Below are 16,753 nucleotides of genomic sequence, written 5' to 3'. Positions count from 1 at the left end.
TTACAGCAGTGACGGAATCCAGGTGGAGAGTGCTGGGAACGCCGCCAGGAGCACTATCACTACTAAAAACGACACGTAAAACGGCAGCGAGGCCACGATCGCCCGTTCGTACGGCACCTCGGCTATTCGCGCGGCGGTCATCAGCGTCATCCCCACCGGAGGCGTCACGTTGGAGATATTGAGCACCACGATCATCAGGATCGCGAAGTGGAGCGGGTCAAAGCCCAGCTGGATCATCGCAGGCACCAGCACCGGCGCAATGACCACCAGGGCAGGCAGCACGTCCATCACTGTGCCAATCACCAAGAGTAGCAGACACACCAGCATCAATTGCACAAAGGCCACATCGCTAAAGGTGGTGATCATGCTGGCTGCATCCCTGGCGATGCCCGAGCGGGTGACGAACCAGCCCAATACCGCCGAGGTGGCCAGTAGAAAAAACACCACGCCGGAGAAGCGCACCGTAGTCACCAGAGAATCCCAGATTTTGCGCCAGGTAAGATTACGGTAGAAGACCACGCCAATCACAATGGCGTAAACCGCTGCAAAGCCCGAGGCTTCGGTAATCGTGGTGAGCCCCGAGAGAATCCCCCCGAGGATAATCAGCGGCACCACCATCGCAGGCAGCGCGACTAACAGCGCGATGATGGCCGCCTTAAAGGGTGTGGGTGCCTGTTTCGGGTAGTTGCGCTTCCAGGCCAGGAAGAAACTGACGCCCAGTAGCGCCAGCGCCATCAACAGGCCAGGAATAATGCCACCGGCAAACAGGTCAATCACCGAAATATCCCGCAGCAGCGTGGCGTAGACCACCATCACCACGCTGGGGGGAATGATCGGCCCAATGATCGATGAACAGGCGGTAACCGCGGCGGCGTACTCGGCATCGTAGCCCTGCTTTTTCATCTCGGGGATCATAATCTTGCCGATGGCGACGGTATCAGTGACCGCTGCGCCGGTGAGACCGGCAAAAAACACCGAGACCGAGATATTCACGTGAGAGAGTGACCCCCGCACCCGACCAAACAGCGCATTGTTGAACGCAATCAGCTTGTGGGTCAGCCCGCCCTGGTTCATCAGCTCAGCGGTGAAAATAAAGTAGGGCACGGCAATCAACAAAAAGCCCGAAACGCCGGAGAACATGCGATCGGCAATAATGCCAAGCATGCGCTCCCCCCCGATGGCAAAACCACCGGCTAGCCCCGACATGGCCATCACCACCGCTACCGGTGCACCGATAAACAGCAGCACGACAAACGCAATAATGGCAGGGGTCATGAGCGGTGCTCTCCGTCATTAGTGTCGATGAGTTCGCCAATCACGTCCTGCTCATCGATGAAGTGCTCCAGCAGGGCAAAGCCGTGCACCAAGTGCAGCAGCATAATCACCCCGCTAATGGGAATGACAATGGCGGTAAACTTGCTGGGAATACGGATTTGATCGGAGACCATGTAAACCTGAGTGGCGCTGATAAAGTAGTCCCAGCCATACCAGGTCAGCATCAGTGCAAACAGGCCAATCACCGCCAGGCAGAGCCCGGCCGCCACTTGCACCATCACGCGGGGCAAGCTGCGAACCAGCAGGGTCATGGCGACGTGTTCGCCGTAGCGCAGCGAAATCGTCATGGAAAGAAAGCCGATCCAGGGCAGAAACAGCCGCGCCAGCGAGTAGGTCCAACTCAGCGTGCTACCGGTGATCAGCTTGTAGAGAAACGCAGTGAACGAGATGCCCAGCATCGCCAGGATACAGCCCACACACACCACGATGGCCACCTGATTGACGAGATCACTCACGCGGCGCAAAGGAGTTAAAACACTCATGGTTTTTCCTCACGCTGGGGCCACACCTCGCCCCAGCGTATATCGTTCGCTAACCGTTATTGGCCTGGTTCTTTTTATCCCTAGCCTTATTGGCCCTGCATTTATTAACTCTGAATTTATTGACCATAAATGCGGTAGTCGTCGTCTGCCAACTGCTGGCCGACACGCTCGACTTCATCCAGCAGCCCCTGCACGCGGGCTTCGTCCATGCCGAAGTCATCGACGATCCACGCCTGCCAGGCGGGACGAGCAATTTCCGCCATCCGCTCGCGTTCGGCGTCGGGCATTAGGTAGCACTCCTCGAAGCGCTCGCAGGACTCGACCCAACTGGCGGTCGCTAACGCGCCAGACATACCGTGGCTCAGCTGAATCGCCTCCCGCGCAGAGCTAATCACGGCCTGCTGATGCTCTTCGGGTAGCGACTGGTACCACGACTCGCTGACGACCCAGGGCGCACTGTTATACACATGCCCGGTGAGCGTGGTGTAGTCGGTCACTGCATCGAAGTTGAAGGTGGTGTTAAGTACCGGCGCATTGAACTGACCATCGGCCAGGCCGGTTTCCAGCGCGGTGATCAGCTCGCCCCAGGGCAGTGGCGTAGCAGAAGCGCCTAGCGAGCGCATAATCGCCACGTGGGCAGGGTTCTCTTCGGTACGGATATTAAGGCCTTCTAAATCTTCAACGGTCTCGATCAAGCGCACGTTATTAGTGAAAGCGACAAAACCACCGCCATCGTCGAAGGTGCCCAAATAGCGCATATCGGCATCTTCGACGGTGCCGGACATAAAGTCGGCGAACCATTCGCTGTCAAAGAAGCTCCACGCCTGGCGCCAGTTGGTAAACAGGAAAGGCGCCGTAACGACTTGGTAGTCTTCGTAGAAGGATGACATCGCCCCGGCGGACATAATGGTCGACTGTAGCGTTCGCCCGCCCTGCACTTCCGAGCCGTTTTCCACTTCAGAACCTAGCTGGCCGCCACCGAAGATGGTGACCTCTAGATCTCCATCGGTACGCGCCTCTACCAAATTTTTGAAATGCACCAGCGCCGGGTAGATTTCGTTATTGCTCATATCCTCGGGCAGCTGCGTGGCGATCACCATTTCATAGGATTGCGCTTGGGCATTGGCGCTGGCAATGGCTAGCGGAAGTGCCGCCAAGGCGGCAAAAAGTGCAGATTTTTTAGCGTTCATAACACACCTCGTTTTGATTATTGGTCGGTCTTCGTTATGACTGGCGTGGCCACCTGATCGGTGACGATGTCGTTGCTACTGTTGTTATTATTAAAACCATGTCTGCTGAAAAAATTATGGCTGTTCGGGGAGTGACTCCCACACTTCAATGGCAGCGGCCAAGTCTTCAAGCGAGGCGCCCACCGATTTGAATAGCGTGATGGCCTCCGGTGCAGAGCGCCCCGACTTAGTCCCTGCTAGCACTTCTGCAAGCTCCCCTTGGATCTGGTCGAACTGAAATTCGCCCTCTTCAATGGCTTGCAGAACATCGCCCGCTTCGCCTTTGGCGCCGGCGTAGGTGTCCACAAACACCTCTGAGCGTCGCAAACACAGCGCATCGGTTTCGCGCATCTGTGGCCGAAACGCGCCGATCAAATCCAGATGGGTACCGGGCGTCAGCCACTCGCCCTTGATCAGCGGCTGGGTAGAGAGCGTCACACAACTGACGATATCCGCTTCTGCCACGGCATCCGCCAAGTCTTCCACCACGTGGGTCTCAAAGCGTTCGGCATACTCGTCGGCGATGGCTGCTGCTTTACTGGGATTACGGCCCCAGATCAGCACACGTTTGATAGGGCGCACGCTGGCGTGAGCCTCGATCACCATGGGCGCCAACTTACCGGTGCCCACCACTAGCAGCGTTTCTGCGTTTTCATTCGCCAACACTTGGGCGGCCAGCGCGGAGGCCGCCGCCGTACGACGCCGGGTTAACTCGCTGCCATCGATACAGGCCAGCGGCTGGCCGTGCTTACCTTCGCTGAGCAAATAGAGCCCGGAGATGGCGGGAATACCGTGGTCGGCGTTTTGCGGGAACACGTTGACCATTTTGACGCCGATATAGCCCGCCGCTTCCCAGGCGGGCATTAGCAGCATGGTGGCTTCGCCATCGGGCCGGTGCATCGCGTGGTGATGGCGGGGAGGCGACTCCACGCCGTTCACGAACGTCGTGTGTAGCCGCTTGATCAAGCCACCCCACGTCAGGTGGCGAGTGACCTCTTCGGCAGTAACAACCCGCATATCAGGCCTCCGGCAGCGCGGCTACCACCATGATCTCAACTTTCCACTCGGGCTTGGCGAGCTGGGCTTCCAGCGCGGCACGCACCGGCGGGCGACCGGGCACGACCCAGGCATCCCAAGCCGCGTTCATTTGATCGAATTCCGCCATGCTGGTGACCCAGATTTGCGCCGATATCAAATGCTCTTTCGAGGTGCCCGCTTGGGCTAGCAGTTGATCAATACGCGCCAGCACTTGCTCAGTTTGGCCACGCATATCCGCGGTGGCATCAGGGGGAACCTGGCCTGCTAGATAAACGGTGCCGTTGTGAATCGCCACTTGGCTCATACGTGCATTGCTGTCTTGATAGGTAACGCCCATGGTGTTGCTCCTTGAAAGCGGTGCTGCTGATATAAAGGGTGTTGATATAAGGGATTAGTCAAAGACTAAAGCGCTAGCAGGCAAATTACTTGCCCGAAGCTGAGGTAGATTTGCCCGCAAGTCATGCAGGCAGGACAATTTTATCACTAACGGTTCGGCGAGGGGCTAGCGGCCAGATGAGGACCTAACGATCTGAAGATGGGGAAAGCTCGAAATAACGCCGATAGGCGCGGGAAAAACTACCTTGATCGCGAAAGCCGACCAGCATGGCGATATGCCCTAAGCTGAGCGTGCTATGGCGAACCAAGGTACGGGCATGCTCTAAGCGCCTGCGCTGCACGTAGGCCAGCGGCGTAACGCCGGTCAGCTCACGAAAGCAGCTGTGAAAGTGTCCTGGGCTCAAGGCACATAAAGCAGCTAGCTGCTCGACACGGATCTCATCGGCAAGATGCTGATCCAACCAAGCATCCAGGCGGGCAAGATCGAGTCGTTCGCTGATGCAGTGCTGACCCAATTGCCCGACCTCTGAGGGAGAGGCATCTTGCAGGTACATGGTCAGCGCCCGTAACAGCAGAATCGCAATTTCATTCTGCAGCGCAGGGCACTGTTCAAGCTGATTGGCCAGGGCGTGGGTCAGTTGGTTTAACGCGGGCGGCACGCTGAAAAAGCGCGGCTTATCAAACAGGCGTTCAATCTCGCTGCCCTTTTCAAGCGACGCCAAATGCGCAACGGGAATATCCAACACCAGAGTGCGGTTACTGCCATCACCCTGGTACTCGTGATGGCGCGAGGAAGGAATCAGACAGCCACGGCGAGCGGTAACCCGCTCCCCCTGGCCTTCCATCGAAAGCTCCGTGACGCCACAAGTGGCCAGAATAAGCTGATGGAAATCGTGGGTATGGGCCACCTGCTCCTGGGCTAAGTTGCGGCTATGCAGCTCAAAAAGGGCCATGGTCGATTACCGTCTTCGTTGAGTGCTATTGAAGCACTATAAAACGGCTAGGCAACAAAAAGCGAGGGAACCGCCCACTGTGCGCAAACGCTCTGCTCAATGGGCGCAAGCTGGGTGCTGGCTGTCATCCGCCAGTCATGGACTCGGGTTAGCGTGGCAATAAGCTGCCAAAAGAGTCCAAACAACATGCCACAGCGCCGACGCCCCTATCTCAGCTCTCCTCTCAGTGACCCAGAACTCGCGGCCCTAACTCAATTAGCCAACGGTAATGCCCTGCACCTACAACGTGAAGCTGACCGCAAGGCGCGGCTAGCATCGACTTTAACGCTGTTTCACCCAGCAGCGTCAACGACCAACATGCCGCAGAGCGGTATGAAAGTATTGATGATTTCGGATGTTTACTTCCCCCGTGTCAATGGCGTTTCCACCTCCATTGCCAGTTTTCGCGGTGCCCTTGAGCGTTTGGGCCACTCGGTCACGCTGATCTGCCCCGACTACCCGGTGGGCCAAGTGGACGAACCGGGCGTGCTGCGTATTCCTACCCGCCGCGTGCCCGGCGATCCTGAAGACCGCATGATGCGCTATCGGGACCTACTTGCCCTAGCACCTCAGTTGGCAGATGAAGCCTTTGATCTTATTCATGTGCACACACCCTTTACCGCACACTATGCCGGTGTAGCGCTGGGGCGTCAGCTTGGGATACCGGTGATAGCGACCTACCACACCCTCTTTGAGGAGTATGTTCACCACTATATCCGCTGGCTTCCACGACGCTGGCTACGACTTGCCGCGCGTCGGCTTTCAGTGCACCAGTGCCAGCAGCTCGACGCATTGGTCGCTCCTTCACGGGCAATGCAACAAGCGCTCACCCACTACGGCGTAACGACACCCATCATGGTTATTGCCACTGGTTTAGCGCTTGAAGCGTTTTGCCACCCCCAAGGAGCCCAGGATGCCAGCGACTTTCGTGCTCACTACGACCTGCCGCAAGAAGCGCGGCTGCTGCTCTATGTAGGCCGCACCGCCTTTGAGAAGAACATCGATTTTCTGATCGATATGCTGCCCAAGGTATTAGCCGAACACCCCACCGCCCGGCTAATCATTACCGGCGAAGGCCCGGCCCATGATTCGCTCGTCAAACGCGCCCAGGAAATGGGCGTGGCAGACGCCGTACTGTTCCTCGGCTACCTTGACCGCAACGGCCCGCTGCAAGCCGCCTACCGCGCCGCCGACGTATTCGTGTTTGCATCACGCACGGAAACCCAGGGGCTGGTGCTACTGGAAGCGATGGCCCTCGGCACGCCGGTGGTTTCCACCGCCATGATGGGCACGTTGGATGTACTGAAAGAGGGAGAAGGCTGCCTGATCGCCAAGGATACTCATGACGACTTCGCCGCCAAGGTCAACCGCCTGCTAAGCAATGAACCCCTGCGCCAACAGCTAGCCGAACGCGCCCAAACCTACGCCGCTAGCTGGCATGAGGATGCCAAGAGCGCGGAGCTGGTGAGTCTTTATCGTCAGCTTGCGGCTGAGAGTTTGGCTCGTGGGAGCAAGTAAAAGCCAGAACCTACGTGGACACTTTGTGGACACATGCAGGCATTTAGGAGAGAGAAAACATAAAAGACAGGCACAAAAAAGGCACCTAAGTGCCTGATTTTAAATATGGTGCCGGTAGCCAGACTCGAACTGGCACACCCGTAAAGGCGGCGGATTTTGAAGCCTTAGCGCACCGGCTCACACTGGCACACTGGCACACTGGCACACTGGCACACTGGATTGATTTTAAAGGTTTTTAACCTCGTAAAATGCTCGTTTTGGCTCGCTAGAGCAAAGTTTTGTTGTCTCAATGTGGACACTTTAGGGCAATATTTTGTTAGGATCAGAAGACTATTTTAAGTTAGGCGTTTAGAGCGATGAAAAAAGCCGCTTTGCTTGCTCTCCTGGTGCTCTCCCCGCTCACTGCCAGCGCTGATGTCCACAAGTGCATCATTAGTGGCCATACCACCTTTCAAGATTTTCCATGCTCGCAAGGTGCTGCACCACGTTCTAATACCGGCACGTTATCAACCCTGCCGATCCCTGCCCCGGCTACCCGCCCTATTGCTTCGCGTGTTTATCAGCCTGCGCAGCAATTCCAACGCCCTAGCTACAACAGCCGCAATAACACCTATCAATCGAGCACTGAACGTCGAAACGCTGAGGTGAGTGCAGCAGCAAGGGGGATCGTGCTTCCTGGTATGACTGAAAGCCAGGCCATTCGTATTCTCGGTCAGCCTTCGAGGAGATCCACACGCACTTTTGGTGGCAACCTATGCCGTTATCTCTATTGGGATGGAAGTCGCCCTTTTCAGGACGGTCATCATTCGGTGAGGATCTGCAATGGTGAGGTGTCGAGTTATTCAGGGAATTAACTATATGATCAATGAAGAAAGCACCGGCAACGTCTACGACGATATCCACAGCAATGATGCCGATGAAATGCTGATCAAAGCACAGCTTGCTACCAAGATCGGTGAGGTCATCAAGCAGCGCCGTTTAACGCATGTCAAAGTTTCCGAGTTGACTGGCCTGTCTCAGCCTAAAGTGTCTGCCCTTCTTAAAGGCCAGTTTCGGGGCATCAGCGAATTCAAGATGCTTGAGTCTCTCGCTCGCCTGGGTCGTGATGTACGCAGGTAGTGTTCAGAATTCTGTGTCATTTCTTTAGACTGAACCGAAAAGAGATGACTTATGACCAAACCTATGTTCGATATGGATGCCGCACTTCAAGCTCTGCGTGAGGGCAAAGACCTCACCGGCAAAGACGGTATCCTGACCCCGTTGATCAAGCAACTCACCGAAGCCGCCATGCAAGGTGAGCTGGAGGCCCATCTAGCCTCGGAGGACACAGCCAACCGCAAGAACGGTTCCAGTCGCAAGACCATGAAGGGGCCGACTGGCAGCTTTGAGCTGGACGCACCGAGAGACCGGACCGGCTCCTTCGAGCCCCAGATCGTCAAGAAGCACCAGACCCACCTTACTGACGAACTGGAACGTAAAATCATTGCCCTGTTCGCACTCGGTAACAGCTATCAGGACATCCGTACGCACATCGCCGAGCTGTATGGTGTTTCGCTCTCCAACGGCACCATCAACGCCGTCACCGACAAACTGCTACCGGAGCTGCAAGCCTGGCGTGAGCGTGACCTGGAAGCTATTTACCCCATTGTCTGGCTCGACGCCATTCACTACAAAATCAAAGAGAATGGTCGCTACGTCAGCAAAGCGATCTACACGCTCCTTGGCCTGAACATCGAGGGCAAGAAAGAACTGCTCGGCCTCTACCTCTCGGACCAGGAAGGTGCTCACCACTGGCTCAGTGTACTCACGGACCTCTACAACCGGGGCGTCAAAGACATCCTGATTGCCTGTATCGATGGACTGAAGGGCTTCCCCGAAGCCATTGAGTCGATTTACCCCGACACCGAGATCCAGCACTGTATCATTCACCAGATCCGGAACTCGATGAAGTACATTGCCTCGAAAAACCAGAAGGCCTTTATGGCCGACCTGAAAGCCGTCTACAAGGCTGCCACGCTCAATGCCGCCGAACTTGCGCTTGATGACCTGGAAGCCAAGTGGGGTGATAAATATCCCATGGTTATCAAGTCCTGGCGGGACAAGTGGCCCACGCTCTCAGCCTACTTCAAATACCCCGATTACGTGCGCAAGGCGATTTACACCACCAACGCGGTGGAAGCCGTACACCGCCAGTTCCGCAAGCTCACCAAGACCAAGGGCGGCTTCGCCAATGAGAACAGCTTACTCAAGCTGCTCTATGCCGGTATACTCAAGGCCTCTGAGCGCTGGACGCACCCCGTGCAGAACTGGAACTTGACGCTGTCACAGATGGCCATCCACTTCCCAGGGCGCTTGGAACATCACATCAGCCTATAAGGCTGGTTGGCTGACACAGAGTTTTGAACACCCTCTGTACGCATTGTGGTGGGGCCAGCTCGCCCACGCTCTAAACCTGGGCATGTACAGCTTGAGGTATCTTAAACAGCCATTATCTTTTCATATCAAGAGATAACCTCTACTCTCTTACTTTCATGATTTAACTTCATTCTCTTTAAAACAACACCAGCATCTTTACATACTGCATTTAAAATACGGTCTCTTTTCACTCTATCGGCTCTCTCATGGCTTGCGTCATCAAGCTCAAGCGCACAAAATATACTAAAACTACTTTTATCACACATGACATAATCAAAGTGCCATTGTGATATTTGCCAAAAGAGAGACTTATACTCTTTTGTCCACGTCTGATATTTAGTGATATTTGGCTGAACTATATCCACAACCCTTACTTGGCAAAAGATGTAATACTTATCCCCATAGGCTTTTTCTAGAATTTTATACACGCCTTGTTCTGATGCGCTCATCATTTTTGCTTTAGCTACGTATGCACCGCCATCCATTATTAATTTTTCAGAATAATTTTTATCCTTTTTCTCATAACTCTCTTTAAGTTTTTCAATTCGTTTATCTTCCACTTCCTCTTTTACGTCCCTTACAACGCCATCACGCCTATAATTCATTGCGTTTACGTATTGTTTACGCGCTTTATTTTTTCTCTTTTTAGCTACTATTCTTTTGCTTAACAAGCCTTGCAATATTGCTGTACATAACGCGACTATAATTACAAAAACAACAGTTTTAATAAAAAAATCTTCAACGCCTATAAGTGGATTCATTCCATCATTCCCTTCTTTTATTTATTAAGTCGTCGTTTTAAATACTAATCATCCACAACGCTTTATTTCCTTCTGTTCTTATCCACAATGCCTTCCCCCTGAATACCATCTATCCACAATCCGTTGTCCTAGCTAGTACCCGTCCCTGTTTGTTTAATTTCGCGGCGCTTCCTCTCTATCTCATGGCTTCTAAGTGGTTCGCTCACGAAGCCTGCCAGGTTAAGTCATAAAGTGTAAGCCAGTGGCTTTGATGACGGCAGTCATAGTACGCAAGGTAGGGTTACCCTTAGGCGATAATGCACGATAAAGGCTTTCTCTTGATAGCTTGGCACGTTCAGCAACGACTGCCATTCCACCTTGGGCCTTCACCACATGGCGGAGCGCCATAAGAAGGGTCGTTTCGCCGCCTTCCTCATCCAACTCATCAAAAGCGGTGCGTAAATAATCGATAGCCATATCAGGGTCTTCTCGAAGCATTGTAATCACAGCATCATCATGGCTTTTCATTTTTTCACCCTCACGATGCGAGAATGGGCTAAAGCCTTAGCCAGCCTGCCTCGCATAAATACATCTAAGCAAAAATAGTAGCCTAGAAGCTACAGTGCTGCAGCTAGAACTAAGCATAGCTAGTCAACGCTATGCAGTAAGCCTCGAAAACCGAGGTGGACAAAAAGTGGACAATTTCAGACATTCAGGAGAGGAAAACTCAAATGACAGGCACAAAAAAAAGGCGCCTAAGCGCCTGATTTTTAATGTTTGGTGCCGGTAGCCAGACTCGAACTGGCACACCCGTAAAGGCGGCGGATTTTGAAGCCTTAGCGCACCGACTCACACTAGCACACTGCATTGAATTTAAAGCTTTTTCACCTTAAAAATTGCTCGTTTTGGCTCGTTTCAGCTCAAAAATGTTGTCACAATGTGGACACTTCACGTTCATTTGCCATTATTACCAAATAGGTATATATTTTTTCCATGGATAGCAAATCACCAAAACCTTTGCGATGGGTAGCTAGCTCAAAAAAAGACCTCCAAGCCATGCCCGAGGATGTGAAAGATGTTTTCGGCTTCGCGTTTCACCTGGCTCAATCCGGTTCAAAACACACTCAAACTAAGCCACTCAAAGGCTTTGGCTCGGCTGGTGTTCTTGAGGTAGTAGAAGATTACCAGGGTGATACCTACCGCGCGGTTTACACGGTTCGCATCCAGGAAGCGGTATATGTACTTCACTGCTTTCAAAAAAAGTCATCCACGGGGATCGCCACACCCAAACCCGATATAGACAAAATCCGTGACCGATTGAAAGCGGCAGAAAAACACGCCAAAGGAGAAATCTAATGATCATTGAAGAAAGCACCGGCAACGTCTACGACGATATCCACAGCAATGATGCCGATGAAATGCTCATCAAAGCACAGCTTGCCGCCAAGATCGGTGAGGTCATCAAACGCCGCCGTCTTACCCAGGTTAAAGTAGCTGAATTGACCGGCTTGCCACAGCCGAAAGTTTCAGCAATGCTAAAAGGCCAGTTTCGGGGCATTAGTGAATCAAAAATGCTGGAATGCCTCGCCAAACTTGGCCGAGATGTACGCATTGTGGTGGGTCCGGCTCGCCCACGCTCAACACCAGGGCATGTTGCGCTAGAAATTAATGGTTAAAGGAGAGAAAGATGGTTAGGCAAATAACAACTTTCATAATGTTTAGCTGCTTATCATCGTTTGCACATGCTGAATTATATAAATGTGTTGCAAACGGTCATACCACCTTTCAGGATTTCCCCTGTGCAAGTGGTGAGTCAAGTAAGGTTGATACCGATAACCTTACTGTTATCCCTCCACCCCCTGTGCGTCCACCCTCACAATCATCCCAACCAATAACGCCCCAACCTCGTCGTTATTTTTACTTTCCGCACAGAAGCGTCTATCAAACCACCCTCGAACGTCGTAATGCCAGAGTCAGGATGCGTGCTCGCCTCCCTTGATACGGGGATGTTCTATATGGTAGTTATCTGTAATGGTGAGGTGTCGAGTTACTCGCGTTATTAATTTCCAACTTATTCAGTTCTTCATTAAAGCCAAGTTCTAGTCTTAGCCGTTTAACCTCTAACCTTTCACGCTCTGATTTAACAATAGCGTGCTGCTTTTGAGTTTTCTTAAGCCTTACACTTTCATCCACAAGGCGTTTATAATTAACAACATATACACAACAGCACCATGTAAAAATTCCAAGTGCTATCAGCAAAACTATATCAATAAAGATTGAGTAATAGATTGCTTGTTGCATTCCCGCATCAAACTCACGCAACGCATTATTTAGCATTCTGTCCAAACTTTCCATTATCTGTTCCCCTTACGCTTTCTCTTTTTCCATTTTTTTAATAGCTTACTTTCAATCCAGATATAAAAAATGGCCATCCCACCAAACAGGATCGCCATTTTCATCATCTGTTGAAATGCTTCTCTCGCTTCATCCACAACGTTTAATCCCCTTACTGCCCTTATCCACAATGCCTTCCCCCTGGATACCATCTATCCACAACTCGTTTGGCTAGTTGGTATCCGTCCCTGTCTGCTTCAACTCGCGGCGCGCCTTTTCTATCTCCGGGTTTATTTGCCCTTTTTCTTCGTCTACCTGGTTATCTACCAACCACATTCTGTATTTCGGAAATACTGCTGTGATTTGTCTCACTGTTTTTAGTGAGCACGTCATCCTTCCTGTCTCTGTGCTGATCAGGGTCTGTTTCTTAATTCCTGTCACTTCCGAGAACTCTTGCCGTCCCATTCCTTCTGCTTCTCGAATTTCTCGGATTTTTTCACCATCAGTCTTTGACACTATGTTAAGATCCTACTATATTGGAATCATGATACAGCGTGCTCTAGTGAGCATTGATCATTTAAAGATACCACAACATGCCACAGCGAGCAGGTACAGCATGGAAACGAGCAACACGCCCCACGTCCCCGCACCTCAGGTGCCCGTTATGACGATAGAGCGTTTCTCTGAACTAACTGGCCTTTCCCCCGACACCGTGCGGGGCCAGCTTAACCAGGGGAATCTCCCGCTTATCAAAGTGGGTCGTCGTCGTCTCGTTAATGTCGCGCTCTTTACCGCTGAGTGCCTGCAATCGGAGGACTGGCACTAATGACCGCCTTTGCCCCTATCGTCACGCTCTCGGCTCCCTGCACGCTGCTAGATACCGATAGCCTCACCATCGCGACCCAAAAGCTCTTATTCGATGGTGAAAGCGTCCCTGGTGGCGTGGTACTGCATCATCACATTGTTGATGCTGGCGGCTTTTTCTTCATCAACGTACCCGCTCAGCACAAGCTCGCCCTAGACCTGGATGACAGCACCATTCTCCGCCTGTCAGACATCGACCACGGCGAGCGTTACTGCATCTCTTTCAAGCACTACCACCAAGCCCTGGCCTACCTCGCCAAGCACTACGGCCTCGCCCAGGCCACCGACCGCGCCCCTGCACCTGCCGACCCTTCCCCTAGTTCATCGGTGATTGTGGTACCGGCGCATCTATCCACACCCCCACGGCTAACGCGTCGCCCTTTATCCACAACGGCCTTTAGCCCTTTCGGAGTTATGCACATGAGTAAAAAACAGCCCATCCGCGTCTTTCTCGATCCGGAAACCCACAGCCGCCACCTCATTCAGGCGGGCACCAACGGCCTGACGTCCTCGGCCCTTTCAGAACGGCTGATTGAGTACGGCCTTGCGCAACTGGAGAGCGGCGACAAAGCACCGCTGGAAGCCCTTTCCCGTGCCGCCTCCCCCGCTCCCCACGGCACAGAGGCCTAATCCTATGTCCCCTGCCCGTCATCCGTCGCCCTTCGGTCGCACGGCGTCCTTAGCCCGCGTCGGGGGTGGTGTCAACCCTGAGGCACGAAGGGTTTACTCCACCCCCGAGGTGGGCTGCCGTGCAGAAAGACCGAAGGGCCACGGAGGGCGGGCTGGGACCCCCTGCCTCGATTCCCGAGCTCTGAGGGAGCGGGGCCAGCGGTGCCTCCACGGCAGGGACTATGCACGCGCTGCTACCTACTACGCCCAGGCGGAATACCTGGTGCTAGTACAAAGCGGCATCACACCTGAAACCACTGAGCTAGCCATTCTCGCGGACTACTGCCTAACGCAAGCCGCCAGAACCCAACGCTAACGAAAAGGAAACACCACCATGATCAACACCATTCAAGCCCACGTAATCGGTGCCTCTCGCTACAAGATGGATAACGGCGTCCAAGGCGCCAAAATTTCCATCATGCAAGCCGCCTCAGCCGAGAACGAAAACGCCATCGGCAATCAGGTCAGCATCATGACGGCGCCCTATGACATTTTCGACCAGCTCCACGCCAGCATCCCGTACATGCCCTGTGCCATGGAACTGGATATCGAACTGCGCACCTCCTCCGCCGCTGCCGGTGGCAAAACCGTGCTTCACGTCATCGCCGCCCGCAAACCCAACGCCACCGGCAGCCAGCCACAGCCGGCGACCCACAGCGACAAAAAATAGGATTCTGAGCCATGGACACAAGTACACCTGAAGGTCTGTGGCTCCTGGTTTATTGCGTCGGCCTCGTTCTCGCCTTCGGGATCGGCTCAATAAATGGGGGGCAACGATGAACGATCCCAGCGTCACGTTTGTTGTTGGTTCCCTATTCACGTCCTACGCCCTCGGTTGGGCTTTCGGACATTCAATCTTGATCTTCAAACGCTTTATGGAGTCTGTCTAATGACCCTTAACACCATCGCACAACACGTAAAACAAGCCGCCACCACCACACGCGGCAAAGTCGCAGGCGGTGCTGCTCTACTCATGGGCTCGGCAGTCGCTCACGCACAGGAAGCCACCGGTGCCGCTGCCGCCTTCACAGAATTGCAAACCCAAGCCTCCGAAATGGCGGCATCCGCCTGGCCGGTCGTCGTCGGCGTGGTCGGCTCACTGCTCGCCATCGGCCTGTTCAAGAAATTTGCTAACAAGGCCACTTAATCCCGCCAAGCAAGGGACCACCAAGGGGCGGAAACGCCCCTTTTTATATCGCGAGGGGAACATGATTAAAAAAGCCGTTTTATTAACTTTATCAGCGCCTTTTTTAATGGTGTTTTCAGATGTTTATGCGGATGATGGCTGGTTTACATCTCAAATTGAATATAGTGTCCCTTACGATGGTAAATATGCTGCGAGAATAAAAGAGACGTATAACTGTGCGGAAGGTCCTTGTTACAGGTTTTATTTAAAAGATAAAAGCCAGCTGACTGCAGATGATTATATTAATTTTGATTTATTAAATGTTACGTATACAGATGAACAGTGCCAATCTCAAAATGCGGGTTCTTCAATATCTTTATCCCCATCATCTGCTAATTATTTAACGTCTGGTGGTTCCGTTTCAGGCTCTGGTGGTGCTTGTGCTGTTGTGGGTACTGGCTCTATTTGTTCAGAGGTGTCCGGTGAAACTCAATGTACGGTTACATTGGATTCTAATTCTACAGGTCAGATTTCTACGCCTTCTAATAATGACATCGATCTAAAAGATCCTTCTAGTGATGGGACTTTTTCGGTTGCAGACTTTTCGCCTCCTAGTTATTTAAATCCCCTTCCTGGTGGCTGCTCTGACCCGTCTAGTTGCGTCACTATCGGCGACACCTCTTATTTAGTCGATTGGGACGCCGCTCCTGATTACTTCTCCTATGTTGATTCGAGCGGTAATGTTCAATCGGGCTCAGGTGGTGGCGGCGATCCTACCGACCCAGGCGATGACAATGGCGGTGGCTCCGGTGACGGCTCAACCGTACCGGATTTCGAGTTTGATGACTCCAGTGTCATTCAAGCGATTGGCTCCTCTGGCCAATCCAACCGCAACGCCATCAACTCCCTCTCCAATGATGTGACCGGCGCGATCAGTAGCCAAACCAATACCCTTACCGACTCCCTCACAGATCAAACCACCGACCTTACCACCGCAACGACTACCCAAACGGACGCCCTCACCGATTCGTTAGACGACCAAACGACTGACGTTACTGACGCCATTGGCGATCAAACAGGCAGCCTCACCAGCAAACTCGGCGATCTTCAAACCGCCATCGTCGATGGCATGAAAAACATTACCGTCCGCGTCTCTGGCGGCGGTGGCGGTTCTTCCGGTGGCTCTGACGGTGAGGGCGATAGCGAAGGTGACGGAGAAGAGGAAGGTTTTCTAGACACCTTAATCGACAAACTCGCCTCACTTTTTGATGCCAAGTTCGAAGAAGCCGCCACTTCCTCAGAGTTACCCAGCGATGGTGATACCGCTGGCATGATCGACGGTGAAGGCGTTACCGATGAGATCATTCAATCCCTTGACCAAGAAGCAGAACAAGAAAACACCGCCATTTATGACGAATTTGAAGGCATTTTCGAGGGCGGTGGCATCATTGACGGCGCGCTTTCCCCCCTGCGCGACTTCGTTACCTCTTTTCTTCCCAGCCTGCCAACGGGCGGCTGTACCCCGCTCGTGTTTGGCGCTGGCGAACGCTCATTCACCATCGATTGTGAAGGCTTCAACCTCTTAAAGGCCGCCCTCTCCTGGGTGCTGTTCTTCTTTACCGCCTACCAGCTTATTTCCATTCCGATGGATGCCCGTAAGGCGCAACAATAGGAG

At 53.1% G+C, this 16,753-nt stretch carries 22 protein-coding genes and 1 tRNA gene; 12 read left to right on the top strand and 11 right to left on the bottom strand.

Features of this window, described 5'->3' with window-relative positions:
• From ACXUPB_RS03245 to ACXUPB_RS03220, 6 genes are all read right to left on the bottom strand, one after another.
• On the bottom strand, positions 1-1,275 hold the full coding sequence (locus tag ACXUPB_RS03245; protein WP_071695389.1) for a TRAP transporter large permease: 1,275 nt from the start codon (positions 1,273-1,275) through the stop codon (positions 1-3).
• On the bottom strand, positions 1,272-1,817 hold the full coding sequence (locus ACXUPB_RS03240; RefSeq protein ID WP_472955308.1) for a TRAP transporter small permease: 546 nt from the start codon (positions 1,815-1,817) through the stop codon (positions 1,272-1,274). The genes ACXUPB_RS03245 and ACXUPB_RS03240 overlap by 4 nt, the downstream gene beginning before the upstream one ends.
• Positions 1,818-1,933: 116 nt before the next feature.
• Positions 1,934-3,007, bottom strand: a complete 1,074-nt coding sequence (dctP, locus tag ACXUPB_RS03235) for a TRAP transporter substrate-binding protein DctP (protein WP_335596856.1) — start codon at positions 3,005-3,007, stop codon at positions 1,934-1,936.
• A 114-nt stretch (positions 3,008-3,121) separates the two neighbouring features.
• Positions 3,122-4,063, bottom strand: a complete 942-nt coding sequence (lhpI, locus tag ACXUPB_RS03230; RefSeq protein ID WP_472955305.1) for a bifunctional Delta(1)-pyrroline-2-carboxylate/Delta(1)-piperideine-2-carboxylate reductase — start codon at positions 4,061-4,063, stop codon at positions 3,122-3,124.
• Between the two features lies 1 nt (position 4,064).
• A complete protein-coding gene (locus tag ACXUPB_RS03225; RefSeq protein ID WP_008959745.1) occupies positions 4,065-4,421 on the bottom strand; it encodes a RidA family protein in 357 nt (118 codons plus the stop codon).
• Positions 4,422-4,605: 184 nt separating this feature from the next.
• Entirely contained in the window at positions 4,606-5,373 is a 768-nt protein-coding gene (locus tag ACXUPB_RS03220; RefSeq protein WP_472955303.1) for a helix-turn-helix transcriptional regulator, read from the bottom strand.
• Positions 5,374-5,559: 186 nt separating this feature from the next.
• On the opposite strand from ACXUPB_RS03220, the gene ACXUPB_RS03215 reads away from it, so the two are divergent.
• Positions 5,560-6,930, top strand: coding sequence for a glycosyltransferase (locus ACXUPB_RS03215; protein WP_472955301.1), 1,371 nt, complete (start codon positions 5,560-5,562; stop codon positions 6,928-6,930).
• Between the two features lie 106 nt (positions 6,931-7,036).
• On the opposite strand, the gene ACXUPB_RS03210 is transcribed toward ACXUPB_RS03215, so the two are convergent.
• Positions 7,037-7,117: transfer RNA gene (locus ACXUPB_RS03210), tRNA-Ser, on the bottom strand.
• Positions 7,118-7,286: 169 nt separating this feature from the next.
• On the opposite strand from ACXUPB_RS03210, the gene ACXUPB_RS03205 reads away from it, so the two are divergent.
• From ACXUPB_RS03205 to ACXUPB_RS03195, 3 genes are read left to right on the top strand one after another with little or no spacing between them, the layout of a single operon-like run.
• Complete coding sequence (locus tag ACXUPB_RS03205; RefSeq protein WP_139041605.1) at positions 7,287-7,784, top strand: hypothetical protein; 498 nt, start codon at positions 7,287-7,289, stop codon at positions 7,782-7,784.
• 4 nt (positions 7,785-7,788) lie between these two features.
• On the top strand, positions 7,789-8,049 hold the full coding sequence (locus tag ACXUPB_RS03200) for a helix-turn-helix domain-containing protein (protein ID WP_472955298.1): 261 nt from the start codon (positions 7,789-7,791) through the stop codon (positions 8,047-8,049).
• A 51-nt stretch (positions 8,050-8,100) separates the two neighbouring features.
• Positions 8,101-9,306 carry an IS256 family transposase gene (locus tag ACXUPB_RS03195; RefSeq protein WP_035565815.1) on the top strand — a complete coding sequence of 402 codons (1,206 nt, stop codon included), beginning with the start codon at positions 8,101-8,103 and terminating at the stop codon, positions 9,304-9,306.
• Between the two features lie 125 nt (positions 9,307-9,431).
• Here the strand turns inward: ACXUPB_RS03195 and ACXUPB_RS03190 are convergent, their stop codons facing one another.
• Both ACXUPB_RS03190 and ACXUPB_RS03185 read right to left on the bottom strand, forming a co-directional pair.
• Positions 9,432-10,106 (bottom strand): DUF2726 domain-containing protein, encoded by a 675-nt coding sequence (locus ACXUPB_RS03190; RefSeq protein WP_008959751.1) that lies wholly within the window; start codon positions 10,104-10,106, stop codon positions 9,432-9,434.
• A 219-nt stretch (positions 10,107-10,325) separates the two neighbouring features.
• A complete protein-coding gene (locus tag ACXUPB_RS03185; RefSeq protein WP_472955296.1) occupies positions 10,326-10,613 on the bottom strand; it encodes an addiction module antidote protein in 288 nt (95 codons plus the stop codon).
• 465 nt (positions 10,614-11,078) lie between these two features.
• On the opposite strand from ACXUPB_RS03185, the gene ACXUPB_RS03180 reads away from it, so the two are divergent.
• The 3 genes from ACXUPB_RS03180 to ACXUPB_RS03170 are packed head-to-tail and all read left to right on the top strand — an operon-like array spanning position 11,079 to position 12,084.
• Positions 11,079-11,441: a type II toxin-antitoxin system RelE/ParE family toxin gene (locus ACXUPB_RS03180; RefSeq protein WP_179917274.1), complete on the top strand. Its 363-nt coding sequence runs from the start codon at positions 11,079-11,081 to the stop codon at positions 11,439-11,441.
• Positions 11,441-11,761, top strand: coding sequence for a helix-turn-helix domain-containing protein (locus ACXUPB_RS03175; protein ID WP_179917275.1), 321 nt, complete (start codon positions 11,441-11,443; stop codon positions 11,759-11,761). The genes ACXUPB_RS03180 and ACXUPB_RS03175 overlap by 1 nt, the downstream gene beginning before the upstream one ends.
• A gap of 11 nt (positions 11,762-11,772) precedes the next feature.
• Positions 11,773-12,084: a DUF4124 domain-containing protein gene (locus ACXUPB_RS03170; RefSeq protein ID WP_082072643.1), complete on the top strand. Its 312-nt coding sequence runs from the start codon at positions 11,773-11,775 to the stop codon at positions 12,082-12,084.
• Positions 12,085-12,107: 23 nt separating this feature from the next.
• Here the strand turns inward: ACXUPB_RS03170 and ACXUPB_RS03165 are convergent, their stop codons facing one another.
• On the bottom strand, positions 12,108-12,440 hold the full coding sequence (locus ACXUPB_RS03165; protein WP_472955293.1) for a hypothetical protein: 333 nt from the start codon (positions 12,438-12,440) through the stop codon (positions 12,108-12,110).
• Positions 12,441-12,650: 210 nt separating this feature from the next.
• Complete coding sequence (locus ACXUPB_RS03160) at positions 12,651-12,935, bottom strand: helix-turn-helix transcriptional regulator (RefSeq protein ID WP_045812171.1); 285 nt, start codon at positions 12,933-12,935, stop codon at positions 12,651-12,653.
• Positions 12,936-13,035: 100 nt separating this feature from the next.
• Here ACXUPB_RS03160 and ACXUPB_RS03155 point away from each other — a divergent pair, with 100 nt between their 5' ends.
• The 5 genes from ACXUPB_RS03155 to ACXUPB_RS03135 all read left to right on the top strand — a co-directional run bounded on the left by ACXUPB_RS03155 (position 13,036) and on the right by ACXUPB_RS03135 (position 16,750).
• Entirely contained in the window at positions 13,036-13,245 is a 210-nt protein-coding gene (locus tag ACXUPB_RS03155) for a MerR family transcriptional regulator (protein ID WP_472955292.1), read from the top strand.
• Positions 13,245-13,913: a hypothetical protein gene (locus tag ACXUPB_RS03150; RefSeq protein ID WP_472955290.1), complete on the top strand. Its 669-nt coding sequence runs from the start codon at positions 13,245-13,247 to the stop codon at positions 13,911-13,913. The genes ACXUPB_RS03155 and ACXUPB_RS03150 overlap by 1 nt, the downstream gene beginning before the upstream one ends.
• 373 nt (positions 13,914-14,286) lie before the next feature.
• Complete coding sequence (locus tag ACXUPB_RS03145; RefSeq protein ID WP_472955289.1) at positions 14,287-14,622, top strand: hypothetical protein; 336 nt, start codon at positions 14,287-14,289, stop codon at positions 14,620-14,622.
• A gap of 219 nt (positions 14,623-14,841) precedes the next feature.
• Positions 14,842-15,099, top strand: a complete 258-nt coding sequence (locus ACXUPB_RS03140) for a major coat protein (RefSeq protein WP_472955286.1) — start codon at positions 14,842-14,844, stop codon at positions 15,097-15,099.
• A gap of 61 nt (positions 15,100-15,160) precedes the next feature.
• A complete protein-coding gene (locus tag ACXUPB_RS03135; RefSeq protein ID WP_472955284.1) occupies positions 15,161-16,750 on the top strand; it encodes a hypothetical protein in 1,590 nt (529 codons plus the stop codon).
• The last annotated feature ends 3 nt before the right edge of the window (positions 16,751-16,753 follow it).

Source organism: Vreelandella sp. DA03-1M, assembly GCF_055725665.1.
This window is presented reverse-complemented; position numbering and strand designations above follow the sequence as displayed.

Bases quoted from the DNA above. Each gene is read 5' to 3' on its own strand.
- ACXUPB_RS03145 (WP_472955289.1), top strand. From the start codon at position 14,287: ATGATCAACACCATTCAAGCCCACGTAATCGGTGCCTCTCGCTACAAG.
- ACXUPB_RS03240 (WP_472955308.1), bottom strand. From the start codon at position 1,817: ATGAGTGTTTTAACTCCTTTGCGCCGCGTGAGTGATCTCGTCAATCAG.
- ACXUPB_RS03150 (WP_472955290.1), top strand. From the start codon at position 13,245: ATGACCGCCTTTGCCCCTATCGTCACGCTCTCGGCTCCCTGCACGCTG.
- ACXUPB_RS03195 (WP_035565815.1), top strand. From the start codon at position 8,101: ATGACCAAACCTATGTTCGATATGGATGCCGCACTTCAAGCTCTGCGT.
- ACXUPB_RS03170 (WP_082072643.1), top strand. From the start codon at position 11,773: ATGGTTAGGCAAATAACAACTTTCATAATGTTTAGCTGCTTATCATCG.
- ACXUPB_RS03220 (WP_472955303.1), bottom strand. From the start codon at position 5,373: ATGGCCCTTTTTGAGCTGCATAGCCGCAACTTAGCCCAGGAGCAGGTG.
- ACXUPB_RS03165 (WP_472955293.1), bottom strand. From the start codon at position 12,440: ATGGAAAGTTTGGACAGAATGCTAAATAATGCGTTGCGTGAGTTTGAT.
- ACXUPB_RS03175 (WP_179917275.1), top strand. From the start codon at position 11,441: ATGATCATTGAAGAAAGCACCGGCAACGTCTACGACGATATCCACAGC.
- ACXUPB_RS03200 (WP_472955298.1), top strand. From the start codon at position 7,789: ATGATCAATGAAGAAAGCACCGGCAACGTCTACGACGATATCCACAGC.
- ACXUPB_RS03190 (WP_008959751.1), bottom strand. From the start codon at position 10,106: ATGAATCCACTTATAGGCGTTGAAGATTTTTTTATTAAAACTGTTGTT.
- lhpI (WP_472955305.1), bottom strand. From the start codon at position 4,063: ATGCGGGTTGTTACTGCCGAAGAGGTCACTCGCCACCTGACGTGGGGT.
- ACXUPB_RS03180 (WP_179917274.1), top strand. From the start codon at position 11,079: ATGGATAGCAAATCACCAAAACCTTTGCGATGGGTAGCTAGCTCAAAA.
- ACXUPB_RS03135 (WP_472955284.1), top strand. From the start codon at position 15,161: ATGATTAAAAAAGCCGTTTTATTAACTTTATCAGCGCCTTTTTTAATG.
- ACXUPB_RS03140 (WP_472955286.1), top strand. From the start codon at position 14,842: ATGACCCTTAACACCATCGCACAACACGTAAAACAAGCCGCCACCACC.
- ACXUPB_RS03215 (WP_472955301.1), top strand. From the start codon at position 5,560: ATGCCACAGCGCCGACGCCCCTATCTCAGCTCTCCTCTCAGTGACCCA.
- ACXUPB_RS03205 (WP_139041605.1), top strand. From the start codon at position 7,287: ATGAAAAAAGCCGCTTTGCTTGCTCTCCTGGTGCTCTCCCCGCTCACT.
- ACXUPB_RS03225 (WP_008959745.1), bottom strand. From the start codon at position 4,421: ATGGGCGTTACCTATCAAGACAGCAATGCACGTATGAGCCAAGTGGCG.
- ACXUPB_RS03185 (WP_472955296.1), bottom strand. From the start codon at position 10,613: ATGAAAAGCCATGATGATGCTGTGATTACAATGCTTCGAGAAGACCCT.
- ACXUPB_RS03245 (WP_071695389.1), bottom strand. From the start codon at position 1,275: ATGACCCCTGCCATTATTGCGTTTGTCGTGCTGCTGTTTATCGGTGCA.
- dctP (WP_335596856.1), bottom strand. From the start codon at position 3,007: ATGAACGCTAAAAAATCTGCACTTTTTGCCGCCTTGGCGGCACTTCCG.
- ACXUPB_RS03155 (WP_472955292.1), top strand. From the start codon at position 13,036: ATGGAAACGAGCAACACGCCCCACGTCCCCGCACCTCAGGTGCCCGTT.